This is a genomic window from Lysinibacillus sp. OL1 (assembly GCF_004332175.1).
GTDB classification, from domain to species: domain Bacteria; phylum Bacillota; class Bacilli; order Bacillales_A; family Planococcaceae; genus Lysinibacillus; species Lysinibacillus capsici.
In genome coordinates, this window is the sequence record NZ_SJDS01000003.1 from 49,392 (window position 1) to 63,897 (window position 14,506).

15 protein-coding genes are annotated in these 14,506 nt (G+C 37.0%); 8 read left to right on the top strand and 7 right to left on the bottom strand.

Features of this window, described 5'->3' with window-relative positions; all coding sequences use genetic code 11:
* The first annotated feature begins 44 nt into the window (after nucleotides 1–44).
* From EW028_RS07435 to EW028_RS07460, 7 genes are all read left to right on the top strand, one after another.
* Nucleotides 45–1,670, top strand: a complete 1,626-nt coding sequence (locus tag EW028_RS07435) for a flavin-containing monooxygenase (protein ID WP_131520459.1) — start codon at nucleotides 45–47, stop codon at nucleotides 1,668–1,670.
* Between the two features lie 20 nt (nucleotides 1,671–1,690).
* The gene (locus EW028_RS07440) at nucleotides 1,691–2,422 is read left to right on the top strand and encodes an SDR family NAD(P)-dependent oxidoreductase (RefSeq protein WP_066036520.1); all 732 of its coding nucleotides are present in this window, start codon (nucleotides 1,691–1,693) and stop codon (nucleotides 2,420–2,422) included.
* A 31-nt stretch (nucleotides 2,423–2,453) separates the two neighbouring features.
* Entirely contained in the window at nucleotides 2,454–3,407 is a 954-nt protein-coding gene (locus EW028_RS07445) for an alpha/beta hydrolase (protein WP_131520460.1), read from the top strand.
* A gap of 136 nt (nucleotides 3,408–3,543) precedes the next feature.
* Nucleotides 3,544–3,960: a YugN family protein gene (locus EW028_RS07450; RefSeq protein WP_048395101.1), complete on the top strand. Its 417-nt coding sequence runs from the start codon at nucleotides 3,544–3,546 to the stop codon at nucleotides 3,958–3,960.
* Nucleotides 3,961–4,111: 151 nt separating this feature from the next.
* Nucleotides 4,112–4,273 (top strand): hypothetical protein, encoded by a 162-nt coding sequence (locus EW028_RS25240; RefSeq protein ID WP_167444838.1) that lies wholly within the window; start codon nucleotides 4,112–4,114, stop codon nucleotides 4,271–4,273.
* 44 nt (nucleotides 4,274–4,317) lie between these two features.
* A complete protein-coding gene (locus tag EW028_RS07455; RefSeq protein ID WP_131520461.1) occupies nucleotides 4,318–5,394 on the top strand; it encodes a PQQ-dependent sugar dehydrogenase in 1,077 nt (358 codons plus the stop codon).
* A 50-nt stretch (nucleotides 5,395–5,444) separates the two neighbouring features.
* Nucleotides 5,445–5,864, top strand: coding sequence for a universal stress protein (locus EW028_RS07460; protein WP_131520462.1), 420 nt, complete (start codon nucleotides 5,445–5,447; stop codon nucleotides 5,862–5,864).
* A gap of 57 nt (nucleotides 5,865–5,921) precedes the next feature.
* Here the strand turns inward: EW028_RS07460 and EW028_RS07465 are convergent, their stop codons facing one another.
* The 7 genes from EW028_RS07465 to EW028_RS07495 all read right to left on the bottom strand — a co-directional run bounded on the left by EW028_RS07465 (nucleotide 5,922) and on the right by EW028_RS07495 (nucleotide 13,197).
* On the bottom strand, nucleotides 5,922–6,779 hold the full coding sequence (locus tag EW028_RS07465; RefSeq protein WP_131520463.1) for a DUF6612 family protein: 858 nt from the start codon (nucleotides 6,777–6,779) through the stop codon (nucleotides 5,922–5,924).
* 247 nt (nucleotides 6,780–7,026) lie between these two features.
* Nucleotides 7,027–7,311, bottom strand: a complete 285-nt coding sequence (qoxD, locus tag EW028_RS07470) for a cytochrome aa3 quinol oxidase subunit IV (RefSeq protein ID WP_004226585.1) — start codon at nucleotides 7,309–7,311, stop codon at nucleotides 7,027–7,029.
* Nucleotides 7,311–7,910: a cytochrome aa3 quinol oxidase subunit III gene (qoxC, locus tag EW028_RS07475; protein ID WP_004226587.1), complete on the bottom strand. Its 600-nt coding sequence runs from the start codon at nucleotides 7,908–7,910 to the stop codon at nucleotides 7,311–7,313. The genes qoxD and qoxC overlap by 1 nt, the downstream gene beginning before the upstream one ends.
* Before the next feature lies 1 nt (nucleotide 7,911).
* Nucleotides 7,912–9,855: a cytochrome aa3 quinol oxidase subunit I gene (gene qoxB / locus EW028_RS07480; RefSeq protein WP_048395108.1), complete on the bottom strand. Its 1,944-nt coding sequence runs from the start codon at nucleotides 9,853–9,855 to the stop codon at nucleotides 7,912–7,914.
* Nucleotides 9,856–9,916: 61 nt separating this feature from the next.
* A complete protein-coding gene (gene qoxA, locus EW028_RS07485; RefSeq protein ID WP_131520464.1) occupies nucleotides 9,917–10,822 on the bottom strand; it encodes a cytochrome aa3 quinol oxidase subunit II in 906 nt (301 codons plus the stop codon).
* Nucleotides 10,823–11,648: 826 nt separating this feature from the next.
* Complete coding sequence (locus tag EW028_RS07490) at nucleotides 11,649–12,491, bottom strand: DUF2785 domain-containing protein (protein ID WP_131520465.1); 843 nt, start codon at nucleotides 12,489–12,491, stop codon at nucleotides 11,649–11,651.
* Nucleotides 12,492–12,732: 241 nt separating this feature from the next.
* A complete protein-coding gene (locus EW028_RS07495) occupies nucleotides 12,733–13,197 on the bottom strand; it encodes a hypothetical protein (RefSeq protein ID WP_103118506.1) in 465 nt (154 codons plus the stop codon).
* A 214-nt stretch (nucleotides 13,198–13,411) separates the two neighbouring features.
* On the opposite strand from EW028_RS07495, the gene EW028_RS07500 reads away from it, so the two are divergent.
* Entirely contained in the window at nucleotides 13,412–14,395 is a 984-nt protein-coding gene (locus tag EW028_RS07500; RefSeq protein WP_131520466.1) for a tetratricopeptide repeat protein, read from the top strand.
* Nucleotides 14,396–14,506 lie beyond the last annotated feature (111 nt).

Here is a 14,506-nt window from a genome sequence, read left to right on the forward strand (position 1 = left end):
AGTAAAGCCATATTTCTCTATTTTGGCGTTAGGAGGAGCAACAGGTGAGTAGTCAAACAATTAAAGAGGTGGATGCAGTTGTTCTAGGTGCTGGGTTTGCAGGTCTGTATATGCTACATCAGTTGAGGAGTAAAGGCTTTTCAATCATTGTATACGAGGCTGGAGATGGTGTAGGTGGTGTTTGGTATTGGAATCGTTATCCTGGTGCTAGATGTGATATTGAAAGCATCTATTATAACTACACATTTTCAAAAGAATTATATGAAGAATGGACTTGGACATCTAGATTTCCAGAGCAAGCGGAAATATTACGCTACTTAAATTACGTAGCCGATCGTTTTCAATTGCGATCAGCTATCCAATTTAACACAAGAGTCACTGCAGCTCATTTTGATGAAAAACAACATAAATGGATAATTCATCTAAACGATGGGCAGTACATTTTAACAAGGTACTTTATTACAGGAATAGGCTGTCTATCTGCAGCAAATGTTCCTAACATCCAGGGGTTGCAACAATTTAACGGAAAATGGTATCACACGGGGCATTGGCCACATGAAAAGGTTGATTTTACTGGGAAGCGTGTAGGAATTATTGGGACAGGCTCAAGCGGGATTCAGGCAATACCTGTTATTGCAAAAGAAGCAGAGCAGTTAACGGTGTTTCAACGCACTCCACAATATACGATTCCCGCTCGTAACCATGCATATGAAGAGGACTTTATCAAAGAAACGAAGAAAAATTTTGAAGCGATAAAACGTTCCATGAGAAATTCGGTTTCAGGTACACCTTTTGCACAAAATCAGCAATCTGCAATGGAAGAACCTGATGATAAGAGGCAGGCGGTTTTTGAGAAAGCTTGGGCACAAGGTGGCTTTGCCTTCTCAGCTACTTATCATGACTTGTTAACGAATGAACAGTCCAATGAAAAAGCGGCAGAATTTATTCGCTCCAAAATACGACAGATTGTGAAAGATCCTGTGGTTGCAGAAAAACTATGTCCTAAGTATATGTATGGCACGAAAAGACAGGTTTTAGATAGCGATTATTTTGAAACCTATAATAGGGACAATGTTTTACTGGTTGATGTCAAAGAATCACCTATTCAAAAAATAACAGGAGAAGGTATTCAAACGGCGGATAACCATTTTGATTTAGAGATCATCATTTTTGCGACAGGCTATGATGGCATGACAGGGCCATTATTTAAGATTGATATCCGAGGAAGGAATGGCGTGTCATTAAAAGAGAAGTGGAAGGATGGGGCAGCTGTTCAAACCTATCTTGGACTCACAACAGCAGGTTTTCCTAATTTATTTATGATTACGGGACCAGAAAGCCCTTCTGTTCTCGTGAACATGCCGATTGCTATTGAGCAGCATGTCGAATGGATTGCCGAGTGCATGCATTATTTGCGTGAGCATGACATTGATCTTGTGGAACCAACAATAGAAGCAGAGCAAGCTTGGAGCACACATTGTCGAGATGTTGCTAATGCAACACTCTACGTCAAAGGTGATTCCTGGTATACGGGAGCCAATATTGAGGGCAAACCTCGAAGTTTTTTAATCTATCTAGGAGGATTTGATTATTACACAAAACATTGTAATAAAGTGGCTCAAAACAATTATGAAGGCTTTAAGTTAATGAAATTAAAATCAATATCATAGTTTGTGAGAGGGGAGCATATATCAATATGGAGCAACAAGTAGTCATTATTACAGGTGCTGGAAGCGGTATAGGAAGACAGACTGCAAAATTGCTTGCCACTATGGGCAAAGCATTAGTTTTAGTGGATTTTGATGAAAAAAGTGGACAAGACACACTACATGCTGTGAAGGAATATCACCAACAAGCAATTTTTGTCCAAGGTGATGTTTCACAAAGCAAGGATGTCAAAAAATATGTGGACGCTGCAAAAGAAACATTTGGCAGGATTGATGCTTTTATCAATAATGCAGGTGTTTTAAGCCCACCTACACTACTGGGAGATTTAGAAGAGGAAACGTTTGATAGAATAATCTCGGTCAATCTTAAAGGGGCGTTTCTCGGCTTAAAGTATGTATTAAAAGAAATGGAGCAACAGCAATCAGGTGTCATTGTGAATACATCCTCAGCAGCTGGTATACAGGGACAACCCTATCTAGGTGGTTATGCGGCAAGTAAGCATGGTGTAATTGGATTAACTAAAACGGCGGCCATGGAATATGGACCTAAAGGGATTCGCGTGAATGCAATTTGTCCTGGTGGCGTGAGGACAAACATGACAAAGGGATTGGCATCGAGTCCAGAAGAAAATGGACCATTACGTAGATTGGCAGACCCTACTGAAATCGCAAATGTAATCGCTTTCTTAATTTCGCAGGAAGCTTCTTATGTGAATGGTGCTGTCGTCCCAATTGATGGCGGTTTAACATCGTAAAAACATTTTAAATAAGAGAGGAAGGATTTTAATGGAACATCGTATTGATTCAGAACTAAAAGAAACGTTAGCAATTTTTCCCCCATTAGATTTGGATAATGTACAAGCTACAAGAGAAGGAATGGCAGCCGTTGCTGTGCCAGCTCCAATTGAAGAGCACATCATAGTAGAAAATAAAGTCATTCAAGGGCCTGATAATAATGATTCTCTTCGTCTTCGTATTTATAAATCAAAAGAGCAAAAGGAAATATACCCAGGCCTGCTATGGATTCATGGTGGAGGCTATGTCTTAGGAGCACCAGAGGGTGATGATGTGCTTTGTCAGCGTTTTGTCAATGAAGCGAATTGTGTTGTAGTATCTGTAGACTATCGACTTGCGCCTGAACATCCTTATCCAGCTCCGCTTGAAGATTGCTATACAGCGTTAAAATGGGTAGCAGATCATGCGGATGAATTAGGGATAGATCTTACCCGTTTAGGGATTGCTGGAGCAAGTGCTGGTGGTGGGCTCACAGCTGCACTTGCACTACTTACACGCGATCGAAATTATCCGAAGCTTAGTTTCCAAATGCCGCTCTATCCAATGATTGATGATCGCAATAATACCCCATCTTCATTAGAAATTACGGGACATATGATCTGGAACCACTCACTTAATCAAAAGGGATGGAAAATGTATTTGAATGGAGAAAATGGTAGCGACAATGTACCACCATATGCCGCCGCAGCTAGAGCGGATGATTTATCAGGTTTACCATTTACCTATACATGTGTGGGTCAACTTGATCCGTTTCGTGATGAGACTTTGCAATATGTAACCAAGCTATGTCAGGCTGGAGTAGATGTTGAATTCCACTTATACCCAGGCTGCTATCATGGCTTTGAGAGTATTGTCCCTACAGCCGCAGTCAGTCAAAGAGCTGTCACAGAGTATGTAGAAGCTGCTAAATATGTGTTACATCGAAATATTTCAGTGCCTTTATAAAAAATTCACGAAAATCCCGAAACCATAATTTACTCAGGTTTCGGGATTTTTTTGTTCAGCAAAATGATCTTTTAGCTAGTTTGTAATATTGTCTTTTAGGTTAAACTTTTATCGAGTGAAAGGAGGAGAAGATAAATTGTTACAATTTGATTCAAAAATTGTTGGAAAAGAGATAGGATTTGGCTATTTACGAGATAAAATTGCCGATCGAGGTTTCACGATCGGCGGGAATTGGGAGTACTATAAAGGCAGCTTTGACTCGGTATTATGGAAAGAGGCTGGAGAAACTATTTATTTACGTGTCCCTTTTATCGTCACATCAGGAGAGCTTGATAATGAAGATGCTCAAATTCGTTTTCAAAAGCCATTTGTCATTAAGCATGTTGAGAATATTGGTCTAGATTATGATGAGGGCTCCTTACTAGATGCAACTGGTGTTAGTCAATTTCAAACTCCGCTTGATAAAGATGGATACATTCATGATAAAAGTAGATGGATTCAAGCAGGTGAACAAGCTGTGGAAGAAAAAGTACTACCATTTTTCATTCATTAGTTAGATAAATTTAAATAGCTGCTGCAAGAAATTATATGTCTTTTATCCTTATTATTTTGGGAACATATAATCAAAAATATAAATAGAATTGTCGTAAGAATTTTCCAACATTATAATGATATTAGCACGTACTACTATATGAGGTGAGTTTATGGATAAAATAGCTATAGATGATTTTCAGCATTCCTATCAGAAATTGCACCAAGAACGACTCATCCATCGTAAAGAAGCCTTTCTAGAGGTGTTAGAGAAAACAAGAACATTTGGAGAAATAATCCTGTTTGAAAGTATAAAAAGTAAGAGAGGCGTCTAGGTGGCGTCTCTTTCTATTTTTCATAAATGAGAGGATGATTAATCATGGGACGCTACATACCTTTAATACTGCTAACGATGATTCTATGTGTTGCTTGTACGTCAACGAAGGATAATAACGATAATAGGTTAGAAAGTGAGGGAAATCACGCTAAAGATGCCATGAATTCCTCTATCGAAATAATAGCAGATCAATTGCAGACACCTTGGTCGATTCAAAAAAGTGGAGATGTCTTTTATATAGCAGAAAGGCCTGGCAGTATTGTAAAGGTTGCGGAAGGGGGCGTTGAGAGGCAGCAGGTTATCCTGAAAAAGGAGCTATCAACTGCTCCAGAAGCGGGTATGTTAGGATTTGTATTAGCACCTAATTTTCCTACCAGTCAAGTTGCCTATGCGTATTATACGTATGTCGAGGAAGAGGAACAATTTAATCGAATTGTTACGTTAACGTTTAGCGATAATAAATGGCTCGAACAGGATGTTATTATGGATCGAATAAGGAGTGGTACATACCATCATGGGGGACGTTTGAAAATAGGTCCTGACGGCAAGTTGTATGCAACGGTAGGAGATGCAACACAACCTTCTTTAGCACAGGATGTGGAAGCTTTAGAAGGGAAAATTTTGCGCATCAATTTGGATGGCACCATACCGAATGATAATCCTTTTCCTCAATCCTATATATACAGCTATGGACATCGAAATCCACAAGGCTTAACATGGTCTACTGATGGTACGATGTATGCCAGTGAGCATGGCAATGCAGGAAATGATGAAATTAATATCATTGAGAAGGGGAAGAATTATGGCTGGCCTCTTATTGAAGGAATGGAGAAAGAGCAGGGGATGATAACACCTCTTTTTACATCTGGTTCTTCTATCACATGGGCACCATCAGGCATTGCTATTGTAAATGATCAATTATATGTCGCTGCCCTAAGAGGCACAGCAGTCCTAGCTTTTGATATAAATAAGAACAAACACAATGAATTACTATCAGAATTTGGTAGAATTCGTGATGTCTTTGTAGATGGAGAATTTCTTTATTTTATTAGCAATAATACAGATGGTCGTGGAAATCCGCAACCTCAGGATGATAAACTATATCGAACGCCATTGTGATATAATATTTGAGAAAACATGGAATGGTAGGATGAATGGGGAGGACAAACATGGCAAACTATCTTAAGATCGCAGTAGCAATTGATTTCTCAGAACAATCATTAAAAGCATTGGATCGAGCTAGTCAATTAGCAAAGGAACACAATGCTATTTTGCAATTGGTGAATGTCATTGATACAAAATCGTTTGGAGCAGTTTCAGCATATGACTTAAAATATGCCGAGGAATTGAAGAAGGAAAACATTTTTAAAATGGAAAAGCTAGAAAAAGAGGCATTACAGACAGGAGTCAAAGAGGTCGAATCCATTGTAGAAACAGGTTCACCAAAAGGCATTTTAACACAGTTACCTCAGGTTGATTTAATTGTTTGCGGTGCAACTGGATTAAATCGTATGGAGAAAATGATGTTAGGCTCTGTGGCAGAGAAAGTGGTACGTCATGCGCTTTGTGATGTGTTGATTGTTCGTTAGTTGTTAAAATAGTTGAGAGTAAAAGAACCTGCTTGTGTAGACAAGCAGGTTCTTTTATTATTGGAATGTTTGAGCGTTATCAATAATGCTTTGAGGTATATCGATTGTTTTTAGATGATTAAATTCAGTATACGTAACGACTGATTTTGTATTCATTAACAATTCGTCACCTTCTACGGCCATTTTTAAGTCAAAATCCATATCCATTTTGTTCGTATCGAAAGTCTCTTTATCGATGTGTAGCACGTAGTTAATTTTTTCAATTGATAGTTGATCCATTGGATTCTCTTCTAGACCCATTTCTTGCATAGACTTATTAATCTCAGAATCGATTAGCTCTTTGAATTTATCGCCTTTTGCATCTAATGTAAGGACATATTCATCATCCGTTTGTTCAAATGTAAAGTCCTTAATGAATTTTTTCAATTGTTCTAGCTGTTCCTTCGCATCTGCAGAAGCAGCCGTTTGATCTAATATAGCATCAAAGTTCTCATCAGGAAGCTTTAACCAGCTATCTGTTGTCGAATCCTTCATAAATAAGCCTGTATCTTTTTTCATATACATTTCAATTGGCATGTCCATTGTTTCTTGACCTTCATTCATCATATCAGGCATTGTCATAGATCCTGATAAATGCATTGCAAGTGGATCAACGATGATATCCATCTCCATTTTGGAGTCGATTGAAAACTCCATTGCTTCATCACCAGACCCAACCTTTGTCACCTGTGTCATATCCATTTTAGCACTTGCACTTTGAATATCAGCCTGACGATCTACTGCTTTGTCATACACTTGTTCTAAAGTGAGTTTGCTTTTATTAGTTGTGTCTTTCGTAGGCGTAGCGCTTGAATTACATGCGGCAAGTGTCAACGCTAGTGTTCCGACTGCTAATACTTTAAAAATTTTCTTCATTACTTTCATCTCCTATTCTTGGTAAAAAACACTATCTACTACTATACGCACTAGAAAAGCAAAAGTTTCATAAATTGTTAGAAAAGAACTACTTTTTTATTAAAAAAATAACATTACTCCTACTTTTGTAAGCGCTAAACGCGATAATTACCAAATGAATAGGGATAAAACAAAAAAGCTGTCACGAACTTATCGTACAAGGACGATAAGTTCAGACAGCCTTTTGCTTACACAATAGTGTAATGGATCAATTATAACCCCAGATCATAGCAAATAATGTACCGATGATTGTCACAACACCTACGAATACTGAGTATAAAATTGTTGTATATAACGTTTTTTTATCTTCAGATTCACCGATGTGCATGAATAATACTAATTGTACAGTTGCCTGTGCAAGAGCAGTTACTAGTAAAATTCCAAATGCCATATTAAGAGACATATCAAATTTTACAACTGCTAAAGCTACGATTGTTAGTAATAGTGAGAAGCCGAAGCCCATCACATGTTGTTTTGGGAATAATTCCTTCATCAGCTAATCAGTCCTTTCAAGTAGACGAAGCTGAAGATGAAAATCCAAACAACGTCTAGGAAATGCCAGTACAGTGAGAAGATAAACGCTTTATTAGCCGTTTGTGGGTTTAAGCCACGTTTCGCTACTTGGATTAAAATAGCTACGCCCCAGAAGAAACCGAATGTTACGTGGGCACCGTGCGTTCCAAGTAAAGTCATTAAGGACGATAAGAAAGCGCTTGTTTGAATCGTCGCACCTTCGTGTACATATGTGACAAATTCATCAATCTCAATAGCTAAGAAGCCAAGGCCTAGTAATAGCGTGATGATAAAGAATGTCATCATCGCTTTTTTACGACCAATACGCATTGCATGAACACCAAGACCAATGGTGAAACTACTTGTTAATAATAAGAATGTTTCCCATAGAACTGGAGTTAATTCGAAAATCTCAGCACCATTTGGTCCACTACCTGTGCGTGTATGAAGTGTGAAATACACAGTAAATAAAGTGGCAAATAACACGATTTCGGCGCCAAGGAAAATCCAAAAACCAAAGATTTTTAGACGGTTTTCCTCTGTACTATATTCTAATGGAAGTGAAGAATCGATTTTCATATTATTTATCACCTCTCAAGCTTTTCTCAGTTGCCATTACTTCCTCAACTGAAATGTAACGACCATGATCTTTTTCAAATGAACGATGGATCATGAAGCCAAATACACCAAGCATACTGATGATGGCTGGAATCCATAGATTAAATACAGCGAAGAATGCTGCAAGGAAGAAGAATCCACTCATCCAGAATGGTGTGCCTGTATTATTTGGCATGTGAATTTTTTCGATTGTACCTGCCGTAATATCGCGACCTTCTTTTTTCGCGAACCAGAACTCATCTAAGCGAGTAACGGTAGGCACTACGGCAAAGTTATATTCTGGTACTGGAGAATGAGTAGCCCACTCAAGTGTACGACCATCCCAAACATCTGCCTTTTCATTACGAGGCATATGCTTCCAGCTGTAGTAAATATTGTAGACGATTAATGCAAAGCCGACTGCAAGTCCTAGAGCACCGACGAACGATAACATGTTCAATGGACCATAACCAGTAGACTCAGAATAAGTGTACATACGACGAGCATATCCATCTAAACCTAAAATGAATAGTGGGAAGAACGTTACGTTGAAGCTGATGGCAATGAACCAGAAACCAGCTTTCCCTAATTTTTCATTTAGACGGAAACCGAACATTTTTGGCCACCAGTAGTGGTAACCTGCAAGGACACCAAATACTGTACCTGGAATTAATACATAGTGGAAGTGGGCAACTAAGAACATCGTATTATGATATTGGTAGTCAGCACTTGCCATCGCTAGCATTACCCCTGTAACCCCACCAATTGTGAAGATAGGAATAAAGCCAAGTGCATAAAGCATCGGTGTTGTAAATTGAATTTTCCCGTGCCTCATTGTGAGTAGCCAGTTAAATATTTTAACCCCAGTAGGAACTGCGATTGCCATTGTTGTAATAGAGAAAACACTGTTTACCATTACACCATGACCCATTGTATAGAAGTGGTGGGCCCAAACTACGAATGATAGTAGGGAAATGACCACCATACTCATCACCATTGATTTGTAACCGTATAAGTTTTTACGTGCGAATGTTGCGATGATTTCTGAAAAAATACCGAAAGCAGGTAGGATAACGATATAAACCTCAGGATGTCCCCAAACCCAGAAAAGGTTGGCCCAAAGCATATCCATACCACCGTCTTGCATCGCAAAGAATTTTGTCCCGAATTGACGGTCAAACATCATAAGAGCAAGCGCTACAGTTAATACTGGGAACGCGAATACGATAATAATGTTTGTAATTAAAATGGACCAAGAAAACATTGGCATTTTCATTAATGTCATACCAGGTGCACGCATTTTAATGATCGTCGTGATAAAGTTAACACCTGTCATTAAAGTACCAATACCTGACAATTGAAGGGCTAAAGAATAATAGTTATTCCCTACAGTCGGACTAAAATCCGTACTTGCAAGAGGGAAGTAGGCTGTCCAACCAGCGTCTGGTGAACCACCGATAATGAATGATAAGTTTAATAAACCAGCACCTGCTGCAAATAGCCAGAAGCTGACAGCGTTTAGACGTGGGAAAGCAACGTCACGTGCACCGATTTGAAGTGGAATGACAATGTTCATTAAGCCGATAACAAATGGCATCGCCATAAATAGAATCATTAATAAACCGTGTGTTGTGAAAATTTCATTATAGTGTTGTGCATCAAGAAGTCCGTTATCTGGAACGGCTGTTTGTGCACGCATTAATAGTGCATCGATACCACCGCGGAATAGCATTAATAAAGCTACTGCGATATACATAATCCCGATTTTTTTATGGTCAACAGTTGATAGCCAGTTTTTGTAGAAATAGCCCCATTTTTTGAAATAAGTAAGGCCTGCTACGATAACCACTGCACCAACTACGATACTAATAGCTGCCGCTAAAATCATCGGTTCTTGCATTGGATGGAATAATTCTTCCATACTCATTGGATGCGCTCCTTTCAGAATTAAAAATTAATGTCTCGATTCGTTCAACGATAAAATCAAATTAATGACCAGAATGTTCATTATTCGTGTCTTCTTCAGACATATCCCCATGATCCATTTCATCCATATTCATGTGTTTACCATGTTCCATTGGAGCTGGTCTAAAGTCTAAGTGTGTAGATGAGAAGCTTTGGCGACCAACATGTTCTGCCTCTAACAGCTCATCAAATTTTTCTTCTGTTAATGGTGCCTCTTTCGCTTTAACATCAGCAACCCATTTATCGAAGTCTTCTTGTGTCATAGATTGTGCTTCAAATTCCATTTCTGCAAAGCCACGTCCATTAAAGTTAGAGTTACGTCCCATAAATGAACCAACTTCATCTGCTGCAAGGTGAATGGTTGTTAACATATCACTCATAGCATATTTTTGACCTGCTAATTGAGGAATCCAGAAACTAGTAATTGGACCAAATGAGTAAAGCTTAAATTCGATTGGACGATCCACTGGAATGTTTACATAGTTAACTGTTTCAACACCTTCTTCTGGATAACTAAAGTGCCATTTCCAGTTTGATGATGATGCATAAATCACTAAAGGCTCCTTATCGTCATAACCTGCTGGTTGAGCTTCTACTGTAGATGTTGTTCTTACTGTCACAACAGCTAAAAATGCTACGATAATAATTGGAATTACTGTCCATGTAATTTCAAGCAGATGGCTTCCTTCTTCATGAGGAGGCTCATAATCTGCAGCTGCTTTTGATGCGCGATATTTTGTAAGCATAAAGGCTAAAAGCACATACACGACTAGCAATATAAAGGCCATTGTAATAATGGATAAGATAATTGTGTTTGATAATGTTTCAGCATTAGGTCCCTTTGGATTGAACACTGTTAATGGTTCACATCCAGCAAGAAGAGCAATCGCACTCAATGCTACTAACATTAAACTTAATTTTTTCTTCATGTTTGACTCCTTTCTATAGAACGGCTATTCATAAAATTCATGTGTTTTTTGTCAGTGTCACATTTACAAATAGTTGATACTGAGGTCACCTCTTTTATCTTGGCGTATCAATCAACAACATAAGAAATTACAATGGCATGGTTCAATATGAAACATAAAATCTAGTGTTGATTGATCTGATGCAAGCGTTAGCAAAATCAATGATTTGCGCAATCGTTTAAATACATACTTGGTTACCTACGATTGTCACAATCTCTCGTTGTTTGCACATTGGATTATACGCCCTGTTTTTAAGAAAAAACATAATTTTGTTATGAAAATGATAGTATAGCGGTAGTGAATTTGAACATTTTTTGAACAAAAATCGTTATTTTAGTATTGGTATTTATAGGTTTTATTTATTAAACACTGTGGAAACGTTGAAAATACTGCATTCCTGATGTTTACCTAAGTAAATAATTTAAAATGTGAAAAATGGTATTTCACATTTTAGACGCTGTTTTGTAATAAAATCATTGTCATACCAGACCTATTGGGATTTTTTATTTGCCTTTTATCCAAAAAAGGAGTAGATGCAATGACGTTTTATGGAAACAATAGGTTGAATTTTCAATGAAAGGAATGAGTGGGGAGGGAATAAATGGAGCGAAATATTAATTATGTTAATATAATAATAGGTTTTCTTTAATATCCATATTTTTACTTCATTTGTTTTATTTGAAAAGTAAAAAGCAAACTAAGCCAGCTCTTAGTTTGCTAGTATTTTAGAAAAAATTTATGTTATCAAGAATTAAGCGGTGTAATTCAGCATTTTTAAAATTACCTGTCAATCACCAAGCTTCAGCCATTTGGCTACTTGTCCATAAATCGTATTTTGAAGCTGTGGCGCTTTATTATTCATTTTCAAAGAAAAATATAGTGTTTTCATAAAGTTTAAGGTACAAGTTCTTCCACTAAAGAAGAGCTCATTATAACCTTGTGTCATTAAATGCATTTCAAATTTATCAAAAGCCTGCTCAACAAATTCGATCAGTGCTTCCTCTGAGTAATTTTGAAGCAATAATGCATCCACTATATTAATTAAACGTTCCTCTTCATCGTTAACAAAGACTGTTTCTTTCCAAGTGACAAGTTTTAATGCATGTAAAATGGATGGTGCATACCGTAAATCGAATTTTGGATGTTTTATTGTTGTTGTAGCTAAATCTGCACCATGTGCAATACTGTGTGCCCATCCTTTTTCCTGAACATATCCTCTCGTATCCTGTTCTAATAACAAATAACGGCCAATTTTTTTAAAGAACAATTGTAGGTCTTCATCTCTTAAAACGAGTAATTCAGCGTCCTTTGCAAGAAGACCTGCAACTAGTAATGCGGAAAACGAACGAGTAAAGACACTATCCTCTGTTTTATCTCCGATATGTAAATATAAAAAATCCTCACCCGTAACTGTATCAAACAAATATTGAAGTTGTTGAGAACTCAATAAATTATCACTTAGTAAATCAACAAAGGTGCGATAAATGAGGTGGTCTCGTAATTCGGCATCAACTGAGCCAATATGGGCTAACATCTCCTGTAATAGCCAATCACTATGCTGGAACATAAATGTCTGACGCTCAGACAGTGTCATTGTAGAAAAAGACTGTAATGTTTCTTTAATATCCATGTTAGAAAAGCCCCCAACTTATTTTTGTACTATATATTATAGCGCCATTTCATTTCGAAGGGATAAATTTGAAACCTTCATTTTAATTAAGCACAGTTAGAATGTCCTCTTTAAAACATAATTTTTACAATATTATTTCCAGAAACTATAGAAAGTTGTTATGATAGAAACGCAATAAAATGGTAAAACTAAAATGTGAACAATAAAAAAGACATACCTATTTAAGTATGTCTTTGTCTAGCTAAATAATGACTGCTGATTTAATGCCAATTGGCCATTCAGTGAGCGTGTGTTGATTCGTCTTTAACTCGACAAGAATATTAGCATTTTTGATTGCATCAATGAGCCATTCACTATAGTGACGATTTGGTTCAGGATGCTGTAAAATCTGCTGCATATCTTTTTTATCAACATGTAACAGCTTGTAGTTACATTCAATGTTTACTTTTTGAGGAATAATGGAAAGAGACTCATTTTGATGACCAAGTGCAATAGATCCAGGAATACACCCTTGAATTTTTAAAATATAGGTGCTGGCTTCTTGTGTGTAGACATCAATTTTGGTGCGTGTTAAAAGTTCAAATTCTATCGGCTTATCTTGAAAAGGGCCGTCCGTTGTAGAAATTGAAATGACTTTAATCGATAATGCCTCGAATGCAGATGAGATACAATGATCAAATTCTGTAATTGTATCAAGTAATTGCATGGATTCCACTCCTTGTTAAGAACTTGATTTTCTTGATGCAGACAACAAAGGGGGAGCGTCTGCGAATTGTAGTAAATTTTAGACTATTCTAATTATAATATAATTTATTACAAAATATGAATGCAAAAGCAATGATTTTTTGTTAAAAACAAGAAACTTGTGGATTTTTTAGTAAATAGCAGAAATGAAAAATTAGAACAATGAGGTGAGAAAAATGACAAAAAGAAAGCGTCATGTCATTAAACATGACAATGTTGTTGTTTTTCCGGGCGCTGTCCAAACTTTAATACGTGAAGGACATATGTTTGCTGAAAATTTTCAGTATGAAAAAGCGGTGGCGAGTTTTGAAAAGGCATTTATGTACGAAGATGGAGATGAACTTGCTCTTAGTGCCTATGCTTTTGCTTTGTATGAATTGAAGGACTATAGCAAGACAAAGAATATTTGTGAGCAATTATTTTCATTGGGTACGTCATTTTATGTAGAAATCATGGAATTGTACATTACCGTATGCATGCAGTTAAAAGAATATCATCAAGTAGAGTCATTAATTACAACCCTACTTGAAGAAAATGTTTTGCCTCTGGATCAAATTGAAAAATTTGAACGCTTAAAAAATTTGAATAGTGAAGTGTCTAAGAATCTAGAAAAAAAGGAAAATGCACAACGTTTAATAGAAGAACAGGAATATGACCTTGAAAAATTCAGGACACTTAGTCCGAATGAGCAATCCATTCGCTTACATCGACTTATGGATACAAATGTAAGACAATTAAAAGAGCCATTGAAAGAAATTATTGAATGTTCGACGATCCATCCGTTTGTCCAGAGTCTAGCACTCATATTATTAGTAGAACAAGAAGTAGCTATAAATGTTATAGTGTCCAAATTTAATCAAACTAAAATTGTTAATCCTACTGAATTAGTATTGCCTAACCAGCTACCGCAGTATGGAAAAATAAAAAATATACTAGAAGTGAAGCTAGAGCAAGACCCATCAACGTTAGAAATGGTACAATATTTAATGGCAAAGCATGCCATTGTAACGTATCCATTTGAATGGCACCCGTTCGAAGCAGATGATGTTGCCTATAGTTATATTGATTTTGTCTTAGCAATGCTTGGAAATATACAAGAAATGGACTATGAAATCATTGACTTTTTACAAATGTTAGAAAAGCTAACAGAACTACATTAGGTATGAAATAAGTTGAAACTATACACATCTATGTTATACTAAAATGGTTGTCAAAATCGTAGTTACGAATGAATTGTCTAACATCTAAACTTGATTATTTATTTGGAGGTA

Bases quoted from the DNA above. Each gene is read 5' to 3' on its own strand.
- qoxA (WP_131520464.1), bottom strand. From the start codon at position 10,822: ATGAAGAAAAAATTAAGTTTAATGTTAGTAGCATTGAGTGCGATTGCT.
- qoxD (WP_004226585.1), bottom strand. From the start codon at position 7,311: ATGAAGGAATTATTCCCAAAACAACATGTGATGGGCTTCGGCTTCTCA.
- EW028_RS07455 (WP_131520461.1), top strand. From the start codon at position 4,318: ATGGGACGCTACATACCTTTAATACTGCTAACGATGATTCTATGTGTT.
- EW028_RS07445 (WP_131520460.1), top strand. From the start codon at position 2,454: ATGGAACATCGTATTGATTCAGAACTAAAAGAAACGTTAGCAATTTTT.
- EW028_RS07495 (WP_103118506.1), bottom strand. From the start codon at position 13,197: ATGCAATTACTTGATACAATTACAGAATTTGATCATTGTATCTCATCT.
- qoxC (WP_004226587.1), bottom strand. From the start codon at position 7,910: ATGAAAATCGATTCTTCACTTCCATTAGAATATAGTACAGAGGAAAAC.
- EW028_RS07460 (WP_131520462.1), top strand. From the start codon at position 5,445: ATGGCAAACTATCTTAAGATCGCAGTAGCAATTGATTTCTCAGAACAA.
- EW028_RS07490 (WP_131520465.1), bottom strand. From the start codon at position 12,491: ATGGATATTAAAGAAACATTACAGTCTTTTTCTACAATGACACTGTCT.
- EW028_RS25240 (WP_167444838.1), top strand. From the start codon at position 4,112: ATGGATAAAATAGCTATAGATGATTTTCAGCATTCCTATCAGAAATTG.
- EW028_RS07465 (WP_131520463.1), bottom strand. From the start codon at position 6,779: ATGAAGAAAATTTTTAAAGTATTAGCAGTCGGAACACTAGCGTTGACA.
- qoxB (WP_048395108.1), bottom strand. From the start codon at position 9,855: ATGAGTATGGAAGAATTATTCCATCCAATGCAAGAACCGATGATTTTA.
- EW028_RS07500 (WP_131520466.1), top strand. From the start codon at position 13,412: ATGACAAAAAGAAAGCGTCATGTCATTAAACATGACAATGTTGTTGTT.